Genomic DNA, 18,290 nt, shown 5'->3' with positions numbered 1-18,290 from the left:
ACCACGGTTTAACCACGGGAGGTTTTTCAATGTTAACGCGGCGGGAGTTTTTAAAACTGTGCGCCTCTTCGGCGTTTACCATGAGTCTGGGCAATGTACTATTGCCCTTCGTCCGTCAGGCGTTTGCCGAAAATATGGTTGCCAAGCCGCCGGTGGTTTGGCTGGAATTGGGGTCTTGCACCGGCAACTCCGTTTCACTGCAGAATTCCATGAATCCCTCGCTTGATCAAGTAATCCTTGATATGTTAGACATACGCTACCATTGGGTCTTCAATACTGCACAGGGTGAAGCCGTTGTTGAGGCGCTTTATGACACTTTGAACAATGAAGCCGGCAAGTTTTGGCTGGTGGTCGAGGGAGCGGTCATGACGGCTGCAAATGGGCAATATAATCATATTTATATGCGTAATGGGAAGATGGTTACGGGAATGGCGGCGCTGGCTGAATTTGCGCCCAAGGCTAAATACATAGTGGCTGTAGGCAGCTGCGCCTGCTTTGGCGGCCCGTCCGCAGCCTACCCAAACCCGGGCGGAGCTAAGAGTGTGCGGGAAGCGGTTAACAGACAGGTAATCAATGTACCGGGATGCCCTGCTCACCCCGATTGGATGACAGGCACCTTCAGCCACCTGCTGATGTATGGGATACCTGATCTCGACGCCTACAACCGGCCCAAAATGTTTTTCGGCCGCACCATTCATGAACTTTGTCAGCGCCGTCAGCAATTTGAGGACGGTGTATTTGCTTCTTTTCCGGGAGAAAGCGGCTGTTTGTTTAAGATTGGCTGCAAAGGACCGGTTACTCACGCCGATTGTCCGCTGCGGCAATGGAACGGTTATGTAAACTGGCCGGTAAGGTCGGGAACTCCCTGCATCGGCTGCGCCAGCCCGGGCTTTCCTGACAGCAGCATGCCGTTTTACAATCATCTGCCTAATTTCAACACCCCTGCCGGCGCCCTGAATATAAAAAAATTCGGGGCAACTGCAGCCGGCTTGGGGATTGCGGCGGTGGGAGCTCATCTCATCACCGGGGTGGTGTCTAAGAGAATCGGCCGTCACTGGCAGGATGGCACCAGACCCAAAGAAACCGATCCACCGGAAAACCTAGCCCAGCTCAAGCAGGAACTGGATGATGCAATCAGGCAGCAGAACGCTCTTATTAGTGAAAGCAAAGCTTTGGCACGGCGCGGCAAGGTACGGCGAAGGCTAAAGAAATCATGGCGGCAAAAACTGATGGATTTTATCCGGCCGAGTAAAAAGATGAGGAAAGAGTAGGTAGAGGCATGGCTGTTAAGACGATTTTTCCAATAACGCGGATACATGAACCGCTGCGGGTGGACGTGGACATTCAAGGCGGGCAGGTAGTTGACGCCTGGGTTGGTTCCTATTTGTTCCGGGGATTCGAAGCAATGTTAAAAAACCGGGACCCACGGGATACACTGCTTTTTGTCCAGCGTATCTGCGGTATATGTTCCTGCGCTCATTCCGTGGCCAATGCTTTGGCCCAACAGCAGGCTTTCGGCGTCAAACCAACGCCGACCGGGCAGCACCTTACCAACTTAATCTATGCCGCTGATATCATCCAGAACCACTTAAGGCATTTTTACTCTCTGGTCATCTTCGACTACGTAAAAGGCCCGGCTCTGCCGCCTTATACCCCCAGACCGGAAAAAGTCTTTCGCTTACCGCCAAAAGTCAACGACGAGCTGTTCAGCCATATCAAGGAAGGGGGGAAGATGGCCGCTCGCGCCCATGAGATGCTGGCCGTCTTCGGTGCCAAGGCCCCTCACCAGCAAACCATCATGGCAACGGGTGTAACCGAGCAGGCCAGTGCGGAGCGGCTGCTTACATATAGCAGTATTCTGCAAGACATAACTCAGTGGGTGGAAAAGGTATTGTTAGCCGACGTGCAAACCATCGCTGAATACTACCGGGACTATTTCAGCATCGGCGCGGGCTACGGCAACTTCCTGTCCTATGGCATGTTTCCGGCCCCGGTTACCGGTGTCCGGACCTTCAAGCCCGGTCTGATCATTAATCGCGGCAAAGTGGAAGAACCGGATATTAATGAAATAACGGAAGACATCCGACATAGCTGGTATCAGGATGATCAAGTCAGCCGCCATCCTGCCGATGGCAAAACCGAACCAAACCCTGGCAAGCCGGAAGCGTATACCTGGGTAAAGGCCCCGCGGTACAAAGGGTTGCCGTTTGAAGGCGGACCATTGGCCAGAGGTTATATAAACGGGGATTACCGTCAGGGAATATCGGTGATGGACCGAATTATGGCCAGAGCTCATGAGACGCTGAAGATCTGCCGTTTAGCCGCCGGCTGGCTGAAGGAAGTAGTGCCCGGTTCGCCTGCCAATCAACCTTATACGGTTCCGCCGGCTGGCGTAGGCGTAGGACTTACCGATGCCATGCGAGGCGGGCTGGGTCACTGGATGAGTTATAAGAATGGGGGGATAGACCACTTTCAGGTTGTTACTCCCACCACCTGGAATTTTTCCCCCCGGGATGAGAAAGGGGTCCGCGGTCCGGTGGAACAGGCTCTTATCGGCACACCGGCGGAGGACGACCACCTGACGGAAGTCGGGCGGGTGGTTCGTTCGTTTGATCCCTGCTTTACGTGTGCAGTACACGTGATGGACTATTCACGTTAAGGGGGGGAACTGCTTATAAACCGCCATCTGCTTCGTTGCTTCTGCGATCCTCGCTCCGACGTACGGCCAGTACGCCTCCGCTGCGGTTCTCGTCGCGCCTCCGGTCTGACTATGATGACTTAGCAACATATGAATTACAATTCGCAATATGTTGTATGGTATGCAACGGTATCTAACGATTTCTAAGCAGTTCCGGCAAATGATGAACTGGCGGCAACTTAGGCTGGGGTGACGGGCGGAGGCCACGATTGAACAAGTCTTAGCAGCGTGTTACAATAATCATGCTATATGGAATTCAAAAATGATTTTCTATTAATCGTAATGCTAGGAACGCTTCGACGCTGCCGCTTAACCTACGCTTACCCTAGCATTACGATTGTAAATCATTTTTGAAAACTATATAGGTGTGACAGAAACATATGAAAGGGGATACCCTGTGAATATTTTTCAGGCGTGTGATATTCGCGGCGTGGTGGGAAAGGAACTTACCGATCCCATGGCCAGGAGGATTTCTTTGGCGGTGGGGACTAAGCTTACCGGGCAAAAAGTAGTGGTCGGCGGCGACATTCGTTTATCCACTCCTGCGCTCCGGCGGATTATGATCGACGGACTGGCCGAATCAGGCTGTCAGGTGATCGATATCGGGACGGTTGCCACCCCGGTGTTTTATTACGCGCTAAAAGCCACCGGGGCCGCCGGCGGCGTCATGGTAACTGCCTCCCATAATCCGGCTGTCTATAATGGATTCAAACTGGTTCTGGGTCCCCGGCCGGTTACGGAAGAAGACGTGGCGGAGATTGGGCGGCTGGTGGAGAAAAATGTTCGTACCGGTGGGGACGGCAAAGGCAGCGTAACGCCCAGACCACAAGTGGAAAAATACTTGGAATATACCGCTGCCAAAACCCGGCCCGGTGATTTAAAGGTGGTTATTGACGCAGGCAACGGCGCTGCTTCCATCATTGCGCCCCGCCTTTTCCGCCTGCTTGGGTATCAAGTGATTGAACTTTTCTGCCAGCCTGACGGAAGATTTCCCAATCGTCCGCCCAATCCTGCTCTGGCTGAAAACTTAAAAGCTCTGGGTGAAGCGGTAGTTGCACAGCAAGCGGCACTGGGGATTGCTTTTGACGGGGACGGCGACCGGGTGGGTTTTGTAGACGAGAACGGCCGGCCGGCTGACAATGACGATATTATGGTTTTACTGGCAAGACATTATTTAGCGCCGGCGGCTGGCGCTATCATCTATGATGCCAAAAGCTCCATGGTGGTACCCGAGGAGATTGCTGCGGCCGGCGGAACGCCGGTAATGGCCAGGGCGGGCCACACTTTCAGCAAGGCGGCCTTCGAGCGCGAGAATGCTTTATTTGCCGGCGAAATCAGCGGCCATTTCTTTTTTCGTGAACTGGGTTATGATGACGGCATGTTTGCAGGCTTAAAAGTATGCGAGCTTGTCGCCGCCCAAGCTCAGGGCAGTCTGGCGGCTCAGGTAAACGCAGTGCCCAACTATCTTTTGACTCCTGATATTCGTGTGCCGTACCTTAAACCGGACAAGGAAGAGATTCTCAACGATGTGGCCGCAAAGCTTAGCTCCTACCACCCTAACCGCATAGACGGAGTTCGCATCGAGTTTCAAGACGGCTGGGGAATGATTCGGGCATCTGTAACCGAGCCACTTTTTACCTTGCGGTTCGAAGCCAAATCCCGGGAGCGGTTGGGCCGGATTATACACATATTGCTGGCGGCATTACCCGCCGCGGTCCAGGAAGCCGTACTTGCCAAAATACCGGAAGAATATAAGCAGTTCCCTGCTTAGAGGCGAATAGCCATCTTTTTGAAGCGTACTTGAACGGTCGTCCCCTGGGGACTTGTATAAAACTTAAGCTCAGCCTCATGCTTGGCGGCTATGCTGTAGCACACCGCAATTCCCAGACCGGTGGCCTGATCTTTGGTGCTGAAGAAAGGAGTACCTAGTTTGTCCAGTGCGTCTGCGGAAATTCCGGGGCCTTGATCGGCAATTGCCATTATTACCCTTTCTTTGGTTGAAAAGGTGGTGATAGTAAGCTCGCCGCTCCCTTCCATGGCTTCCAGACCATTGCGGGCAAGGTTTAAGATCAGCTGGCGAATCTCTTTTTCATCCAGTAAGACGTCCGGAATATCGTCTAAATTAAGACTGAAAGACTTGCCGTTCATTAAGGGGTCGGCCTGGATTATGGACGCCAGGGCTGCAATGAGGGTATTTAGGTTCATTGGCTGCAGGTTCACGGAACGGTTTTTAGCTAATGATAAAAATTCCGTGATAATTGCATTGGCCTGGTCCAATTCTTCAATCATGATGGAGTAATAGCTGTTATATTTGGCGGTAGCATCTTTGCGCATCAGCATTTGTAGAAAACCGCGCACGGTAGTCATGGGATTTCGTACTTCATGACCAATGCCGACAGCCATCTCCCCAATAAGGTTAAGGCGATCCAATCTGGCTAATTCTTTCTGTAGATGCAGTTGCTCGGTAATATCGTTAAATACATAAAGAATATACGGTTCATTGCTGCCTGACAGGGTGATCGGTTCCGCCGAAATCTGCACCGTTCGTTCTTTTCCCGACACAGTACGGATGGTTTTCTTCAAACAGTGTAATTGACAGTGTAATTGATTTTCCGTCACCAGTTGGTTTATCAATTCTTGCCGTTCTTGCTTGCTCGCCAATATGTCGGTACTATATGTAGGAGCGCCGCCGATAGCTTTTTCACGGGTCAAGCCCATGAGCCGCAAAAAGCTGTCGTTGGCATCAATCCACAGACCGTCACTAACGCGAGCGATTAATGTCGGCATGGGGTTCGCATGAAACAATTTTGCGAATCGCTGTTCCGATACTCTAAGCTGTTTTTCCGTTTCCAAACGTTCGGTAATTTCAGCCAGAAGACTTTGGTTGGCGGCGTTAAGTTCCGAAGTACGCTCATCTACCAAAATCTCCAGTTCATGGGCCATCTTTTTCAAGCTTTCATTTAACAGTTTTTGTTCGGTAACATCCCGAACAGTGCCGATGATTGCCGGCCCGTTGTCGCCGGTGGTGTTGATTATGCACTTGCCGAGAAGGATCTCGACAAAGATCCGGCTGCCATCCTTTTTAACGCCGGTGTATTCTTGACGGGTAGTGAGAACTTCGCCTGCCAACTGTTTATTAATATTTTCTTTCACCAGCAGGTGGTGCTCAGGAATGAAAAACTGCAGCGGCGTTTTACCTATCACTTCTTCCGGAGTATAGCCAAACAGATTGGCGAGATAAGGATTTACATAAGCTAATACGTCATTGTGAATGGTATAAACCCCGATAAAACAGTTCTCAAGCAGCATATGATATTGGGTCTTGGTTATCGCCAAATCCGATGTTGCCGCCTGCAGCTTGTCCTGTTTTTCTATCAGGGCCCCGGCCATTCGTTCCAGTGTGCAATCCAGTTCATAAAGCTCTAATATCAGATGATTGCGCCGGCGAGGGTATTTGGCAATGCTGTAGCCGCTAAGCCTAAATTGCCTGGCATGTGCGGCCAGTTCCTTCAGGGGGCTCACGATCCGGGAGGTCACAGCGTGAATGAAGGGGGCTGCGGACAGGATGGATAAAATAAAAGCGCTAATGGTTAATGTGGCCCGGGAAATAAAGGACGCCAGAATTTCTGTACGGTTTACCTGAGTCGCGATTGTCCAGCGCCTTTCCGGAATGGGGCGATAGGCGCCAAGTACGGCGATGCCCTGTTGATCCGTATAGTAATCAGTTCCGGATGATCCGTTTTTCATCTGCCCGATACCATAGGTGTTGCCGGCAAACATTAAAGAACTGGCCAGGTTTTGAACGAGCTTGGCAGGCCGGGCAGATTCGCCGGCAAAGCCTGATTTTGCAAATACAAAGCCGTTTTCATCGCTTAGCAAAGTTTCCGCCGCTTTTTCGCAGTTAAAATTCTGAAGCCGGCTGCTGAGGTACTTGGCCTTTGTCGCTGCGATAATTGTTCCGGTGTAGCGCTCGTTATTGTCGTATACCGGCGAACTAAAGATAACTACCGGTTCATCGTACAATTTTCCAACGCCAACATCTCCTGCCGCTTGCCTGCTTAACGTTTGCACCAGATCGGGGGGAACGGGAATGCCGGCATTCGCCACGAGTACGCTACCAGTGTCTACAAACATTATTGAACTGAAATCGGAATACTGCTGCAGGAATAATTGAAAAACCTTGGATAAGCCTAACCGGTCCTGGGTCATAACTGCTAATGATGCCAACAGTCTAATGGCGTTTAGGCGAAATGTAATCCACTCGTTTAGGCTGCTTTGCTGTACGGTGATAGTTGTATCCAGGGAGTTAAAGCTGGTTTTCTCGTAATCTTTCCATTCGACAAAAGTATAGGAAGCGATTAATATAATAATAGTTAGCATGATGATAACTAAGTTTAATAGGTTCAATTGGGTTTGAATCGGTTTTGGAAAAGTTTTACACAAAGGGGTTCGCCATAAATTTTTGTATATATTCCACAAAGTCGGTTCCTCCTGTACTTGATGGCCTTAACGCGTATTATATTTAACAATTATTTCCAGAATCCTTCCGAGATATTGTCAAAAATTGTTTTTGTCATATAAAATTTACAGGGGTCTTGCTGATTTTAGCTAACCAGTAAGAGGATTTGGCCTAACAAGGAGCGAAATATATGTCTGATGAATGTTAGGCGTAGAGGAGACCTGTATGCAAATTCATGTTTTGGCCAGCGGCAGTACGGGTAATGCTATATTTGTGGAAATGAATCAAACCAAGCTGCTCGTGGATGCCGGCATCAGCGCCAGACGAATCAAAAATTCTCTGGATTCTCTTGGAACCCGCGTTGAGGATATTGACGGAGTGCTCATTACTCACGAACATCATGATCATGTTAGTGGCTTGACCACTTTGCTAAAAAAATACCGCCTGCCGGCTTATGCCAATCCAGATACCTGGCTGGCAATGAGTTGCCGCCAAGCGTTACCTGACGAATGCTGCCTAAGCTTTAAAGACAGCCTTGACATTGGGGAGATGAAAATTGAACCTTTCAGCATTTCCCACGATGCCGCAGACCCTGTGGGCTATTCTCTTTATTGCGGCGAAATCAAGTGCAGTGTGGCTACCGACTTGGGATTCGTTACTCCGGAAGTGAAGCAGTCGCTGTCCCTGTCGGACGTCGTGGTGCTGGAATCCAATCATGATCTCGATATGCTTAAGAAAGGGTCCTATCCCTGGCCTTTAAAAAAACGCATCATGGGTAATAAAGGGCATTTGGCCAATACCGACGCCGGCTGGACGCTTGCCCGCCTGCCGCGCAAGGCGCGTACCGACGTTTTTCTGGCCCATTTAAGCCAGGAAAACAACCGGCCTGATCTTGCCGCAAATACCGTAGGCGGCATTCTGGCCGAGCAGAGAATCAAGCTTGGTGAAGAAATTACACTCCATTTAACTTACCCTGACCGTATTGCCGGTATAAAATAGCGGATTAGAGCCATATAAAAGGAGGCACTGTAAAATGAAGCGTTTAAAGCGATTAACACCTTATATTGTAGTTTCCCTGATTAGCATAATGATTGGCGTAACTTTAGTCGGTTGCGGCGGGGGCCCAAGCGGTAACCCGCAAGCCGGTGACACTTCGTTTATGAATCAATTGAAGCCGCCGACCGCTCAGGCGCAAGTGTCGGAAGCACGTAATACTCCTATTGTCAAAGCGGTTCAGGCTGTAGGTTCGACAGTTGTTGGGATTACCAACAAGGCTGTCGCCCGGGACTTTTTCAACCGGAAAGTCGTGGTGGAACAAGGTGTTGGTTCAGGCGTAATTTTTGACGCCAATGGCTATATTGTTACCAACAATCATGTGGTGGAAGGCGCTGCTGAAATTGTTGTCTCCCTTGCTGACGGGCGCACTGTCAATGGAACAGTGGTTGGTACAGACCCGGCCACCGATCTGGCCGTGGTAAAGATTGAGGCTTCCGATCTGCCGGTCGCAACGCTGGGAGACTCCGATTCATTAATGGTAGGCGAACCCGCTATCGCCATTGGCAATCCTCTCGGCCTTGAGTTTAAAGGAACGGTAACTGTTGGTGTGATCAGCGCTGTTAATCGGACTTTGGATTTTGGCGACCGCCGTTTTAAGCTTATCCAGACTGATGCCGCCATCAATCCTGGTAATTCCGGTGGCGCACTGGTAAATGCAGACGGTGTGGTCGTTGGGATCAACAGTTCCAAAATCTCCGCAACCGGTGTGGAAGGCATCGGTTTCGCAATACCTGTCAACACCGCCAGACCCATCCTGCAGTCGCTCATTGATAAAGGCCGCGTAATAAGGGCCTACCTTGGTATCGGGGCTCTTGACAAGAATACTGCGGCCAAATATGGCTATGAACTGAATATTGAAAAAGGAATATACCTGGCGAAAGTATATCCCAACGGCCCTGCGGCCAAAGTCGGCATCCAGGAGGGGGATGTTATTCTGAGCGTCGCCGGTACTGAGACCAATAGCGTACCCGACCTTCGGGCCGTACTTGACAACCAGCAGGTAGGAAGCCGCGTAGCCGTTGTTATACAGCGGAACGGGCGGACCCAGACCATTAATGTGGCCCTGGAAGAAATGCCGCAACAGCAGTAATCCGAAAGAGAATTACCATGAAAATCACTATTGTCACAGTCGGCAAAATTAAAGAGAAGTATCTTACTGCAGGCATTCAGGAATATCTCAAACGTCTGACACCTCACTGCCGGCTGGACATTGTTGAATTAAATGAAGAGCGTATGCCCGACAACCCTTCCCCCGCCGAGAAGGCCCAGGCTATCTCGCGGGAAGGCGAGCGCATACAAAAAAGCATCCGCCCCGGCACCCATCTCATCGTTCTCGATGTGGCCGGCCAGATGCTTTCCTCCGAACAACTTGCCGCCAAATTTGACACCCTGGCCCTTGCCGGACAAAGCGACCTCACCTTTGTCATCGGCGGGGCCTTTGGCCTTTCCCCCGACGTATTGGCGGCAGCGAAAGAAAGGCTGTCTTTTTCAAGGATGACGTTTACACATCAGATGATAAGGCTGCTGCTGGTGGAGCAGATTTACCGGGCGTTTAAGATTAGTCGGGGGGAACCTTATCACTGGTAATGGCGAAAAGTAGCCTCAATCCTTGACATAACAGGGATTGGGGCATTTGTCTTTGATAAAAATCACTATGTTGTAGCTTAAAATGCAGCAAGGATTGCCGGCGCAACGGAAGGAGAAAGAAATGAATTTAACGTGTAATAATAGCAAGAACTCTTCCAATATTCGTTGGTTCATTTTAGCGGATATTTTATTGGGTACATTTATGGCTACTTTGGATAGCAGTATTGTTAATGTTGCTTTACCTACTATTTCCACTCAATTGAATGTTACGTTATCTATTGTGCAGTGGATCGTTGTTTCCTATCTGCTGGCTATTGCAAGTCTGTTGCCGATCTTTGGCCGCCTGGCTGATATGTGGGGTAGAAGCAAAGTTTACTCCATAGGTTTTCTTGTTTTTACGTTGGGGTCAGTGCTTTGCGGATTGTGCAATGCTATCGGAATGCTTGTGGGAATGCGAGTTCTTCAAGCAGTTGGAGCTTCTATGATGATGGCTACGAATCAAGCTATTATCGTATCTAGTTTTCCCGTTAGCGAAAGGGGTCGGGCATTAGGTTTGCTGGGTACTTTTGTTGCCTTGGGTTCACTTACCGGACCGGCACTGGGTGGATTTTTAGTAAGCTGGGTAGGCTGGCGATATATTTTTTATGTCAATGTGCCAATAGGAATCATTGGCTATTTGTTGGCAAAAATTGTTTTACCTGCCGATAAAGATAAAAAAGAAGTATCCTTTGATTACAAAGGAAGTATTCTTTTTACTATGAGTTTAATAGGAATACTATTTGCGGTTAATGACGGAAATGTTTTTGGCTGGAGTTCACCTATTATTCTTGGCTCTTTATTCTTGGGAGTTATATTGCTGGCGGTTTTCACCCTGGTGGAACTTCGGATGGAAAATCCCTTGATAAATTTCAGTATTTATCGCAACCGTGTTTTTATGTTAGGCAACTTTTCTGCGTTTCTCAATTTTGCCGCCACTTTTGCTAATGCGATTCTCATGCCCTTTTACTTACAGAATGTCTTGCATTATTCTGGTTTCCGAGTGGGACTCATGATGGCTTTTTTACCTATTTGTATGGCAATTACAGCACCGCTCAGCGGGTATGGTTCTGATAAGTTCGGTCCAATATGGTTTGCTACCGGTGGTTTGCTGTTTAATACATTAGGCTATCTGTTTCTGTTGTCTGTTACAACCCATTCAACTTTTTGGGGAATTATCCCCAGTCTTATTTTGGTGGGTGTGGGAACTGGCATGTTTCAGCCTCCCAATAATAGCTTTGTTATGAGTTCGGTCAGCAAAGATCAAATCGGGATAGTAAATGGCCTGAATGCACTAATACGAAACCTGGGTATGATCATGGGGGCATCCTTATCGGTGTTGATTCTTGAAAGATTGCAAGCCACAATATTATCAGGGATAGCCAACCCTACGCAAATTCAGATGGACAGTAGCTTTGTGGAAGCTTTTCACATTGTTATGGCTTTTCTGGCCGGAATCTCTGTATGTGCCGCAATTATTTCTTTTAGCAGGAAAAATTATATTTCGTTAAAAGATGGATTACAAGAATAGCTTGCTTGGGGAGATCTTGGCGTCAGGCATGAATTATTTAGTTATTTGTATTGAGTCGGGGCTTGCTATTTGATTCGGGTCAGGGAGTGTGTGGAGGATCAGGCTTAAATGATAAAGTCGGGTCCGTATTCAAAGCATGTAGTGGGAATAAATAGCATTCCAGCAAGCACAGGCAGCAAACACAGGGAAGCGGAGGGACGTACTTTTTGCTTTCAAAGTGAAACTCTGCGTGAGGTACGATGGTGTAAATCCCAGGATTGGTGTATACTATAACTAGCAGGGAATTCTGAAAAAGGCAACCGAGGTGCAGCGCTGTGGAATGGGACTTGAACCGGCTGAATGACTATCTGTTCAAATGGGTATTCGGGCGGGAAGAACATAAAGACATATTGCTGAATTTCCTCAACTCAGTCTTAAGCGTCAACGGCAGCGAAGAATTGACGGATATTACTTTAGCGGAGCGAGAACTGGATCCGGCGCATCTGCAAGATAAACTGTCCCGGCTGGATATTCTCGGCAAGGCCAGTGATGGTAGTTTCGTCAACATCGAAGTGCAGATTGTCAATGAACGGGATATTGACAAAAGAACCCTATACTATTGGGCTAAATTGTATCAAAGTCAGTTGCAAAGTGGGCAGACTTATAAAGAACTATGCCGTACCGTGACCATCAACGTGCTGGGTTTTAGTTTTTTACCGGAAACCCAGCCCCATCACAGCGTATTTTCTCTCTATGATATAGCTACAGGCTATCGACTGAACCGGGATATGGAAGTCCACTTTCTGGAATTGCCGAAATGGAAAACTCTCCGAACAAAACCGAGAACACGGTTGGAGAAGTGGCTGACCTATTTGGGGAATTACGCCAATCCGCAAGAAATGGAGGAGATCGTGATGAGTGAACCAGCGATCCAAAAAGCCTTGTCAGCGGAAGAACGCTTTTTGCAGCAGGATAAAGAGCGATATCTATATGAAATGCGCGAGAAGGCCTTGCGTGATCATTTGTCGGCTATGTACTACGCCAAAGAAGAAGGCAGAGAAGAAGGCAGAGAAGAAGGCATTCGGGAAACAGCGTTACGTCTTTTGGCAATGGGTCTGTTACCGGCGGATGTTTCCAAAGGGACTGGATTATCTTTGGAAGAAGTGGAGAAACTCAGAAAGGATTAGTGCCTTGGAAGGACTCGCGAAAATTGTTTCAGCGAGTCCTGTTTTTTCTATTGGTTTTCTCGATAATGGGAGAATTACTCTACTAATGATGAACAATATTTTCAACGTATACCAGCAAACAGTGAGATGAAAAGTGGATTGCGAATCAAGGATTTGATAAATTAATTCATTTTTGTAGTGTACCAAAAGATAGTTAAAAGCAATTAGCGGAGAATACATATTTATATAAAATCATTATTGATGCAAATAGACATGATCGGCAATGGCACTAAAAATCCTTTTTGCAACATAACTCCAAAAAGACATAGCTTTCCGCCAAGGGGATGTTATGTCTTTTCTATACGGAGAAGTATGGTATTATGAGGGTAGAGAATTACATTATACGGATGTATTGTTTTATGGAAGGTTTGTCGGAAACAAAGGAGGTATTGGCATGGGTGGAAAGCAAGTTGAAATAGCTGTAAAGGATTACTTGCGCATTCTCCGTAATAACAAAATTGCGGTTGAGCAAGCTGTTTTGTATGGCTCTCAAGCGTCTGATACTGCTGATGAAGACAGTGATATTGATGTAGTCATTATATCTTCCGATTTCGGTCATGACTATGTAAAAGAGGCTGTACGACTAAAAATGCTGACACTGGATGTGAATCCTGACATATCACCACGGCCTTATTCAGTCGATGACTATCGAAAAGCCAAGCCAGGGGATTTCCTATATGATGAAGTCATCAGCAAAGGGAAAGTACTTTCGTAAAAAGTCATAGTATAGTATTTTTGAAACTGGCGAGCTTGTTGAAAAAGCAGTGTGTCGGGAATTCCGACATGTACGAGGCCGAGTCAAGGGACGGTTTGTTGACTCGTATATCCGAATGGCCCTGCGGCCAAAGCCGGCATCCAGGAAGGGGATGTTATTCTGAGCGTCGCCGGTACTGAGACCAATAGCGTACCCGACCTTCGGGCCGTACTTGACAACCAGCAGGTGGGAAGCTGCGTAGCCGTCGTTATACAGCGGAACGGGCGGACCCAGACCATTGGCCCTGGAAGAAATGCCGCAACAGCAGTAATCCGAAAGAGAGTTACCATGAAAATCACTATTGTCATAGTTGGCAAAATTAAAGAGAAGTATCTTACCGCAGGCATTCAGGAATATCTCAAGCGCCTAACACCTCACTGCTCTACTCGACTACGATTGTGCGATTCCCACCGCTGGAACACCGTCACGCTCGGCGGTGATGTGCTAGATGAAGAATTGAAACGGGTGGTTGGTCGGAGTTACGACTGATTAAGCCGAAAGTTAGGAGAGGAAGAGAAAATGAAAATACTTCCACTTAAAATCACTGACTACGACCGTGTTTACGCCCTGTGGCAAACGGAGCATATGGGGTTGAATAATGTTGCTGACACTCGCGACGGCATTGAGAAATTTCTCCGTCGAAACCCAAACACTTCCTTTGTCGCGGAGCTTGACGGCGATATTGTTGGGGCGATTCTCTGCGGCAACGACGGACGCAGCGGCTACATTTATCATGCCTGCGTTTCACGCGAGCATCAGAATAAGAAAATCGGCACACGTCTTGTTGCAAAGGTGTTTGAAGCCTTGAAAGCCGAGGAGATATCCGATGTCACGCTTGCGGTGTATTCGGATAATGAGGACGGCAAACGCTTTTGGGAACGTATGGGATTTAGAGCGCGAGATTTCTTGACATATAGGAACAAGGCTCTTGTTGAGTTGGAGTGGTATGACTGATTATGAGCAAATACGAACCCTTGGACGGTTGAGGACTTGCAGGTGTCAATGGGACGGGGATACTGACAACCTCGAGCCAGTTATCTGCTTCTAAGACTAGTAGATTGACCTGCCTTTTCGCCGACGAATTTCCTGTAGAAAATCATTGCACAGTCCATTAAGCCGTTTTTAATCAGTTTTCCCTTGCCGCTACATAAAGGATGTTCGGCTATCACGTAGTCGCCATAAACCTGCGATATGATGAGTTTGCCGTCCTTTACTTCAATGCAAACCTCTTTTTCTTTGTTGTAAGTACCAAGGGGAACCGAATAGCGATTCGATTCATACTAGCATCAGTAGATGTTTCCATTATGGTAAGTATCGGTCGAAGGTGCGCGCGTTCCAATTCGAACACCTCGGCCGGTACTTTTTTTGTCGTGCCATGTTTCTTCCGATTTCCCGTGCGGTCAAGCCACTCAACAAAACTGCGATTTAAAATATCAATACCCATGAAAAAACGATTGGGCAGGAAGTTGCCTTTTACATATTTGACGACCGATTCCACCTTACCCTTACATTCCGGATCGGATTTCCGGCATAAATAGATGTTTAAACTATGGAGTTTGCGGTACTTCTCGAATTCATAAGTATAAATAATGTCACCGTAATTTTCACTGACTGTTACAATGCTGTCCTGGTCAAATACAAGCTCGTGAGCGACACCGCCGCAATGGTCAAAACACATATCCAGACAGTTTACAAGATCCACCGAGCAGAAGGGTCGATCTAGGAAATAGCCCCATTTGTACCGTGAATGGGAGAGGACGACGCCGATAAAATAGACCTTCACATACTGTCCGTCAGGCGTTCTCATGCTTTTTTCGCCAAAGTCGATCTGCATCTGATACCCCATGGGTAATTCATCCACAGATTCATAGTCGCGAGGTTGAGAGTTTTTAGCAATGCTGTGTTCGCGCCGGAGTGCACCGATATATCGCCGTACTGCCCGTTCGGATATTTGAACATTGTAATGTTCCAGCAGCCAGTCATACACTTGTGCGGAAGTCATGGATGGATAACGATATAACCAGCCAAGAATTACAGACTCATATTTGATGAGACTGCTTTGCTTCTTGACTAACTCAGCCATTGCGGTATATTCGTCAGCGGCCATGTCCCAATAGCTGCTAACTGTATCACGGCTGATGGCCAATACTCTGGCCGTTCTTCTTTTTGAAAATCCAAGCGCCTTTATTCTGCCACCCTTCCCATATGTGATTTTTTAAGTCTATCACATGTAGCGGGTAGGACGGCTTGGATTGATGCACATTCTTTTGCTAAACAGTGGCCTACTTTGTGGCCAAAACTGGTATAGTATGTTGGCCAAATTTGTCCGGATTTACTTGTCCGAAATTGGCCTACTTTATTTTACCACTCACACCGGTTAATAAAAAATGTTCTGGTGCAAAGATCTTACAAAATCAAAACATCACCTACAATCCACACAATATCAAACAGTTACATTCATAATCTTGTTTATAAATTCAACCTCAGAAAGGGCAGCTTGAATCTCTTCAAACTGCCCTTTCCCAATCAATAGGCATTGTTTCAATTCCGCAAATAGTTTTCTCTCTACAGTACAAAACTATTAAATCCTAACATTGGCCTAATCTTTCATTTTATAAAATGATCTTGCTCTATAATATGGTTCTAGCACATTGAACATTTAGTACTGTCCTCAAAGGGGTGAGATTGAGCTGAAAGTTTCAAAACGTTAATAAAATTTTTTGGGCATCTACTAACTGATAAAAGTGGAACAAATTAACTGATGCTATATTATCCTTTGATCCGCTTGAGGATTCTACGGACTGACTCGATACCGCACTGCATCACAAACCACTGTTAATGACACCTCTATAACCACATACTTCTTCACAGAGACCGATAAGTCATATCTTTCCTTGTAATTCTACAAAGCTTTTTGTAAAAATGGTTTGATCCCTTACTTACAGCGAATAACACTCGTGGAAAGCCTCCCACGTGGCATCTAGGACCTTGCGCGGCTTGGAACAATCCCCAATCTTGACGTACGGTACTTCTTTTTCCTTAAGTACATCTTCAAGTTCTGTTACCGACTTGTAACCTACGGCCAGCACCACCGTATCAATGCCACGCAAGATCTCCTCTCCGCCATTCCTTTTAATGATGAGCTCTCCTTTCGCTGTAACTTCCTGCGCTGCTCCCCCCGTCAAGATTGTCACTCCCTTTTGTGCAAGCCTTTGCAAAAGTAACGCTCTTTCCAACAAACCTACTTCTTTAGCCGCTTCTTCCTGCATCTCAACGATTATCACCTTAGCTCCCTTGTCCGCCATAAACTCTGCAGTTTCGCAGCCAACAGCGCCACCACCTATAACAACCGCACTTTTTCCGAAAGTAGCACCGAAAAGGATTTCCTCCCCATTCTTAACCCGTACATTCTCAAGTCCGGGAATCTTTAGTTTGATTGGCTGGGAACCCGTCGCCATGATAACAACGTCAGGTTGCAGACGGTCGATGACCGCTCCATCCACGGACTGATTTAGTGTAACGTGAACACCTAGTTTCTCAATCTGAGCAATCTGAAAATTCTTTAACTCTTCAAACTCGTCTTTGTGAGGAGCAAGGGATACGCAATTGAGAAGACCTCCTAGCTTATCGCTTTTTTCATATAAAAAGACGTTATGTCCACCCAACGTTGCAATCCGTGCCGCTTCCAATCCACCAGGTCCGCCTCCTACCACGAGAACCTTTTTCTTATTTGCCGCTTTTTTCTCAAGATTAAACTCCCCCTCATGGCCAGTCAAAGGATTCCCTAAACAACCGATATCCTGAGCAGCAAGAAGACGGTCGACACATCCTTGGTTGCAGCCGGTGCATTTCCGGATATCCTCTAGCTTCCCAGTTTTCAGTTTATTGGGAAATTCAGGATCAGCCAGCAGTGTTCGTCCTATGGAAATCATGTCCGCTTTGCCAGCTTCTACTATCTCTACCATCATGTCAGGATTTTTCAGTCTAGCTGCGACAATGACGGGAACCTTGGCGCCAATGGCTTCCCTGATGGCCGCAGCATTGTTCACGTAAACTCCTTGGGGGATAGCGGCCGGCGGAAGAATATATGCAGCTGACTCATAGACCCCCCCGCTCACATGAATGGCATTTACGCTATTATCCACAAGCATTATCGAAAAGGCTTTAGTATCCTCGACAGTAAGGCCGCCTTCAACATATTCCTCAGCGCTCATTCTATATTGTACAGGAAAGTCCGGCCCAACTATTTCTCGCACCTTTTGCACCACCGCCAGCGGGAAACGAGCGCGGTTGATGAGCGATCCGCCATACTCGTCGGATCGCTTATTGCTATAAGGAGAAAGGAATTGGTTGATTAAGTAACCGTGAGCCCCGTGAATTTCTACGGCATCGAAACCTGCATCTTTGGCACGCCGCGCCCCTTCCCCGTAAGCCTCTACTATCTCACGGATATCTTCTTCTGTCATCTCCTTCGGCATTTCACCGACAAACGGACAGGGTATAGGTGATGGCGCCATAATAGGCATTCCAGTCGTGGCCGAGCTAGTCTGTCGACCGCCATGATAAAGCTGCACAGCAATCTTGCCACCTTCTTCATGTACGGCCGCGGTTAACTTTTTCAACCCCGGTATAAGTTCATCCTTATAGATTCCTAATTCGTTAATGAATCCTTTTCCACTGGAGTGGACATAGGTTGCCTCTGTAACAATCATACCTACACCACCTTTCGCTCTTGCCCGTATGTAGGCAATGTAACGATCTGTCACATGTCCATCCGAAGAACAGTAGTTTACCACCATGGGGGGCTGGATAAAACGGTTTTTTAACACCATGCTTCCGATTTTCACAGTTTCAAATAATTTGTCGTATTTCGCCATTGTTTTACCTCCCTTTGTTATTCAGAATCATTTTCCCGAAAAAACATTTTTTCTTATTGCATAGTTTATCACCTCCTTTCCAGTAGA

Annotated in this window: 14 protein-coding genes and 1 pseudogene; 12 read left to right on the top strand and 3 right to left on the bottom strand. The window is 47.6% G+C overall.

Annotation, left to right across the window (positions count from 1 at the left end; translation table 11 throughout):
- Positions 1–29: 29 nt before the first annotated feature.
- From MAMMFC1_RS04375 to MAMMFC1_RS04365, 3 genes are all read left to right on the top strand, one after another.
- Positions 30–1,271: a hydrogenase small subunit gene (locus MAMMFC1_RS04375; protein ID WP_126306810.1), complete on the top strand. Its 1,242-nt coding sequence runs from the start codon at positions 30–32 to the stop codon at positions 1,269–1,271.
- Positions 1,272–1,279: 8 nt separating this feature from the next.
- Complete coding sequence (locus MAMMFC1_RS04370) at positions 1,280–2,659, top strand: nickel-dependent hydrogenase large subunit (protein WP_126306809.1); 1,380 nt, start codon at positions 1,280–1,282, stop codon at positions 2,657–2,659.
- 436 nt (positions 2,660–3,095) lie between these two features.
- Positions 3,096–4,469, top strand: a complete 1,374-nt coding sequence (locus MAMMFC1_RS04365) for a phosphomannomutase/phosphoglucomutase (protein WP_126306807.1) — start codon at positions 3,096–3,098, stop codon at positions 4,467–4,469.
- Here the strand turns inward: MAMMFC1_RS04365 and MAMMFC1_RS04360 are convergent.
- Positions 4,466–7,105: a PAS domain S-box protein gene (locus MAMMFC1_RS04360; protein WP_232035655.1), complete on the bottom strand. Its 2,640-nt coding sequence runs from the start codon at positions 7,103–7,105 to the stop codon at positions 4,466–4,468. The two genes, MAMMFC1_RS04365 and MAMMFC1_RS04360, sit on opposite strands and share 4 nt — an antisense overlap.
- Before the next feature lie 277 nt (positions 7,106–7,382).
- Here MAMMFC1_RS04360 and MAMMFC1_RS04355 point away from each other — a divergent pair, with 277 nt between their 5' ends.
- The 9 genes and pseudogenes from MAMMFC1_RS04355 to MAMMFC1_RS04315 all read left to right on the top strand — a co-directional run bounded on the left by MAMMFC1_RS04355 (position 7,383) and on the right by MAMMFC1_RS04315 (position 14,280).
- A complete protein-coding gene (locus MAMMFC1_RS04355; protein ID WP_126306803.1) occupies positions 7,383–8,156 on the top strand; it encodes an MBL fold metallo-hydrolase in 774 nt (257 codons plus the stop codon).
- A 34-nt stretch (positions 8,157–8,190) separates the two neighbouring features.
- On the top strand, positions 8,191–9,303 hold the full coding sequence (locus tag MAMMFC1_RS04350; RefSeq protein ID WP_126306801.1) for a S1C family serine protease: 1,113 nt from the start codon (positions 8,191–8,193) through the stop codon (positions 9,301–9,303).
- A gap of 17 nt (positions 9,304–9,320) precedes the next feature.
- Positions 9,321–9,800 carry a 23S rRNA (pseudouridine(1915)-N(3))-methyltransferase RlmH gene (gene rlmH / locus MAMMFC1_RS04345; protein WP_126306799.1) on the top strand — a complete coding sequence of 160 codons (480 nt, stop codon included), beginning with the start codon at positions 9,321–9,323 and terminating at the stop codon, positions 9,798–9,800.
- Positions 9,801–9,921: 121 nt separating this feature from the next.
- Complete coding sequence (locus MAMMFC1_RS04340; protein WP_126306797.1) at positions 9,922–11,367, top strand: MFS transporter; 1,446 nt, start codon at positions 9,922–9,924, stop codon at positions 11,365–11,367.
- Between the two features lie 314 nt (positions 11,368–11,681).
- The gene (locus tag MAMMFC1_RS04335) at positions 11,682–12,533 is read left to right on the top strand and encodes an Rpn family recombination-promoting nuclease/putative transposase (protein WP_126306795.1); all 852 of its coding nucleotides are present in this window, start codon (positions 11,682–11,684) and stop codon (positions 12,531–12,533) included.
- 433 nt (positions 12,534–12,966) lie between these two features.
- Positions 12,967–13,287, top strand: coding sequence for a nucleotidyltransferase domain-containing protein (locus MAMMFC1_RS04330; protein WP_126306793.1), 321 nt, complete (start codon positions 12,967–12,969; stop codon positions 13,285–13,287).
- A 117-nt stretch (positions 13,288–13,404) separates the two neighbouring features.
- A pseudogene (locus MAMMFC1_RS22850) lies at positions 13,405–13,554 on the top strand (PDZ domain-containing protein); the annotation flags it as partial.
- Between the two features lie 60 nt (positions 13,555–13,614).
- The gene (locus MAMMFC1_RS22845) at positions 13,615–13,815 is read left to right on the top strand and encodes a 23S rRNA (pseudouridine(1915)-N(3))-methyltransferase RlmH (protein ID WP_408631240.1); all 201 of its coding nucleotides are present in this window, start codon (positions 13,615–13,617) and stop codon (positions 13,813–13,815) included.
- A gap of 30 nt (positions 13,816–13,845) precedes the next feature.
- Positions 13,846–14,280, top strand: coding sequence for a GNAT family N-acetyltransferase (locus tag MAMMFC1_RS04315; protein ID WP_126306791.1), 435 nt, complete (start codon positions 13,846–13,848; stop codon positions 14,278–14,280).
- A 256-nt stretch (positions 14,281–14,536) separates the two neighbouring features.
- Here the strand turns inward: MAMMFC1_RS04315 and istA are convergent, their stop codons facing one another.
- Positions 14,537–15,514, bottom strand: coding sequence for an IS21 family transposase (gene istA, locus MAMMFC1_RS04310; protein WP_269471878.1), 978 nt, complete (start codon positions 15,512–15,514; stop codon positions 14,537–14,539).
- Positions 15,515–16,265: 751 nt separating this feature from the next.
- Positions 16,266–18,203: an oxidoreductase gene (locus tag MAMMFC1_RS04305; protein ID WP_126306787.1), complete on the bottom strand. Its 1,938-nt coding sequence runs from the start codon at positions 18,201–18,203 to the stop codon at positions 16,266–16,268.
- Positions 18,204–18,290 lie beyond the last annotated feature (87 nt).

Source organism: Methylomusa anaerophila (assembly GCF_003966895.1).
Lineage (GTDB): Bacteria > Bacillota > Negativicutes > Sporomusales > Sporomusaceae > Methylomusa > Methylomusa anaerophila.
Note: the sequence above shows the minus strand (reverse complement) of the source record. Positions and strands in the feature narration are given on the sequence as shown.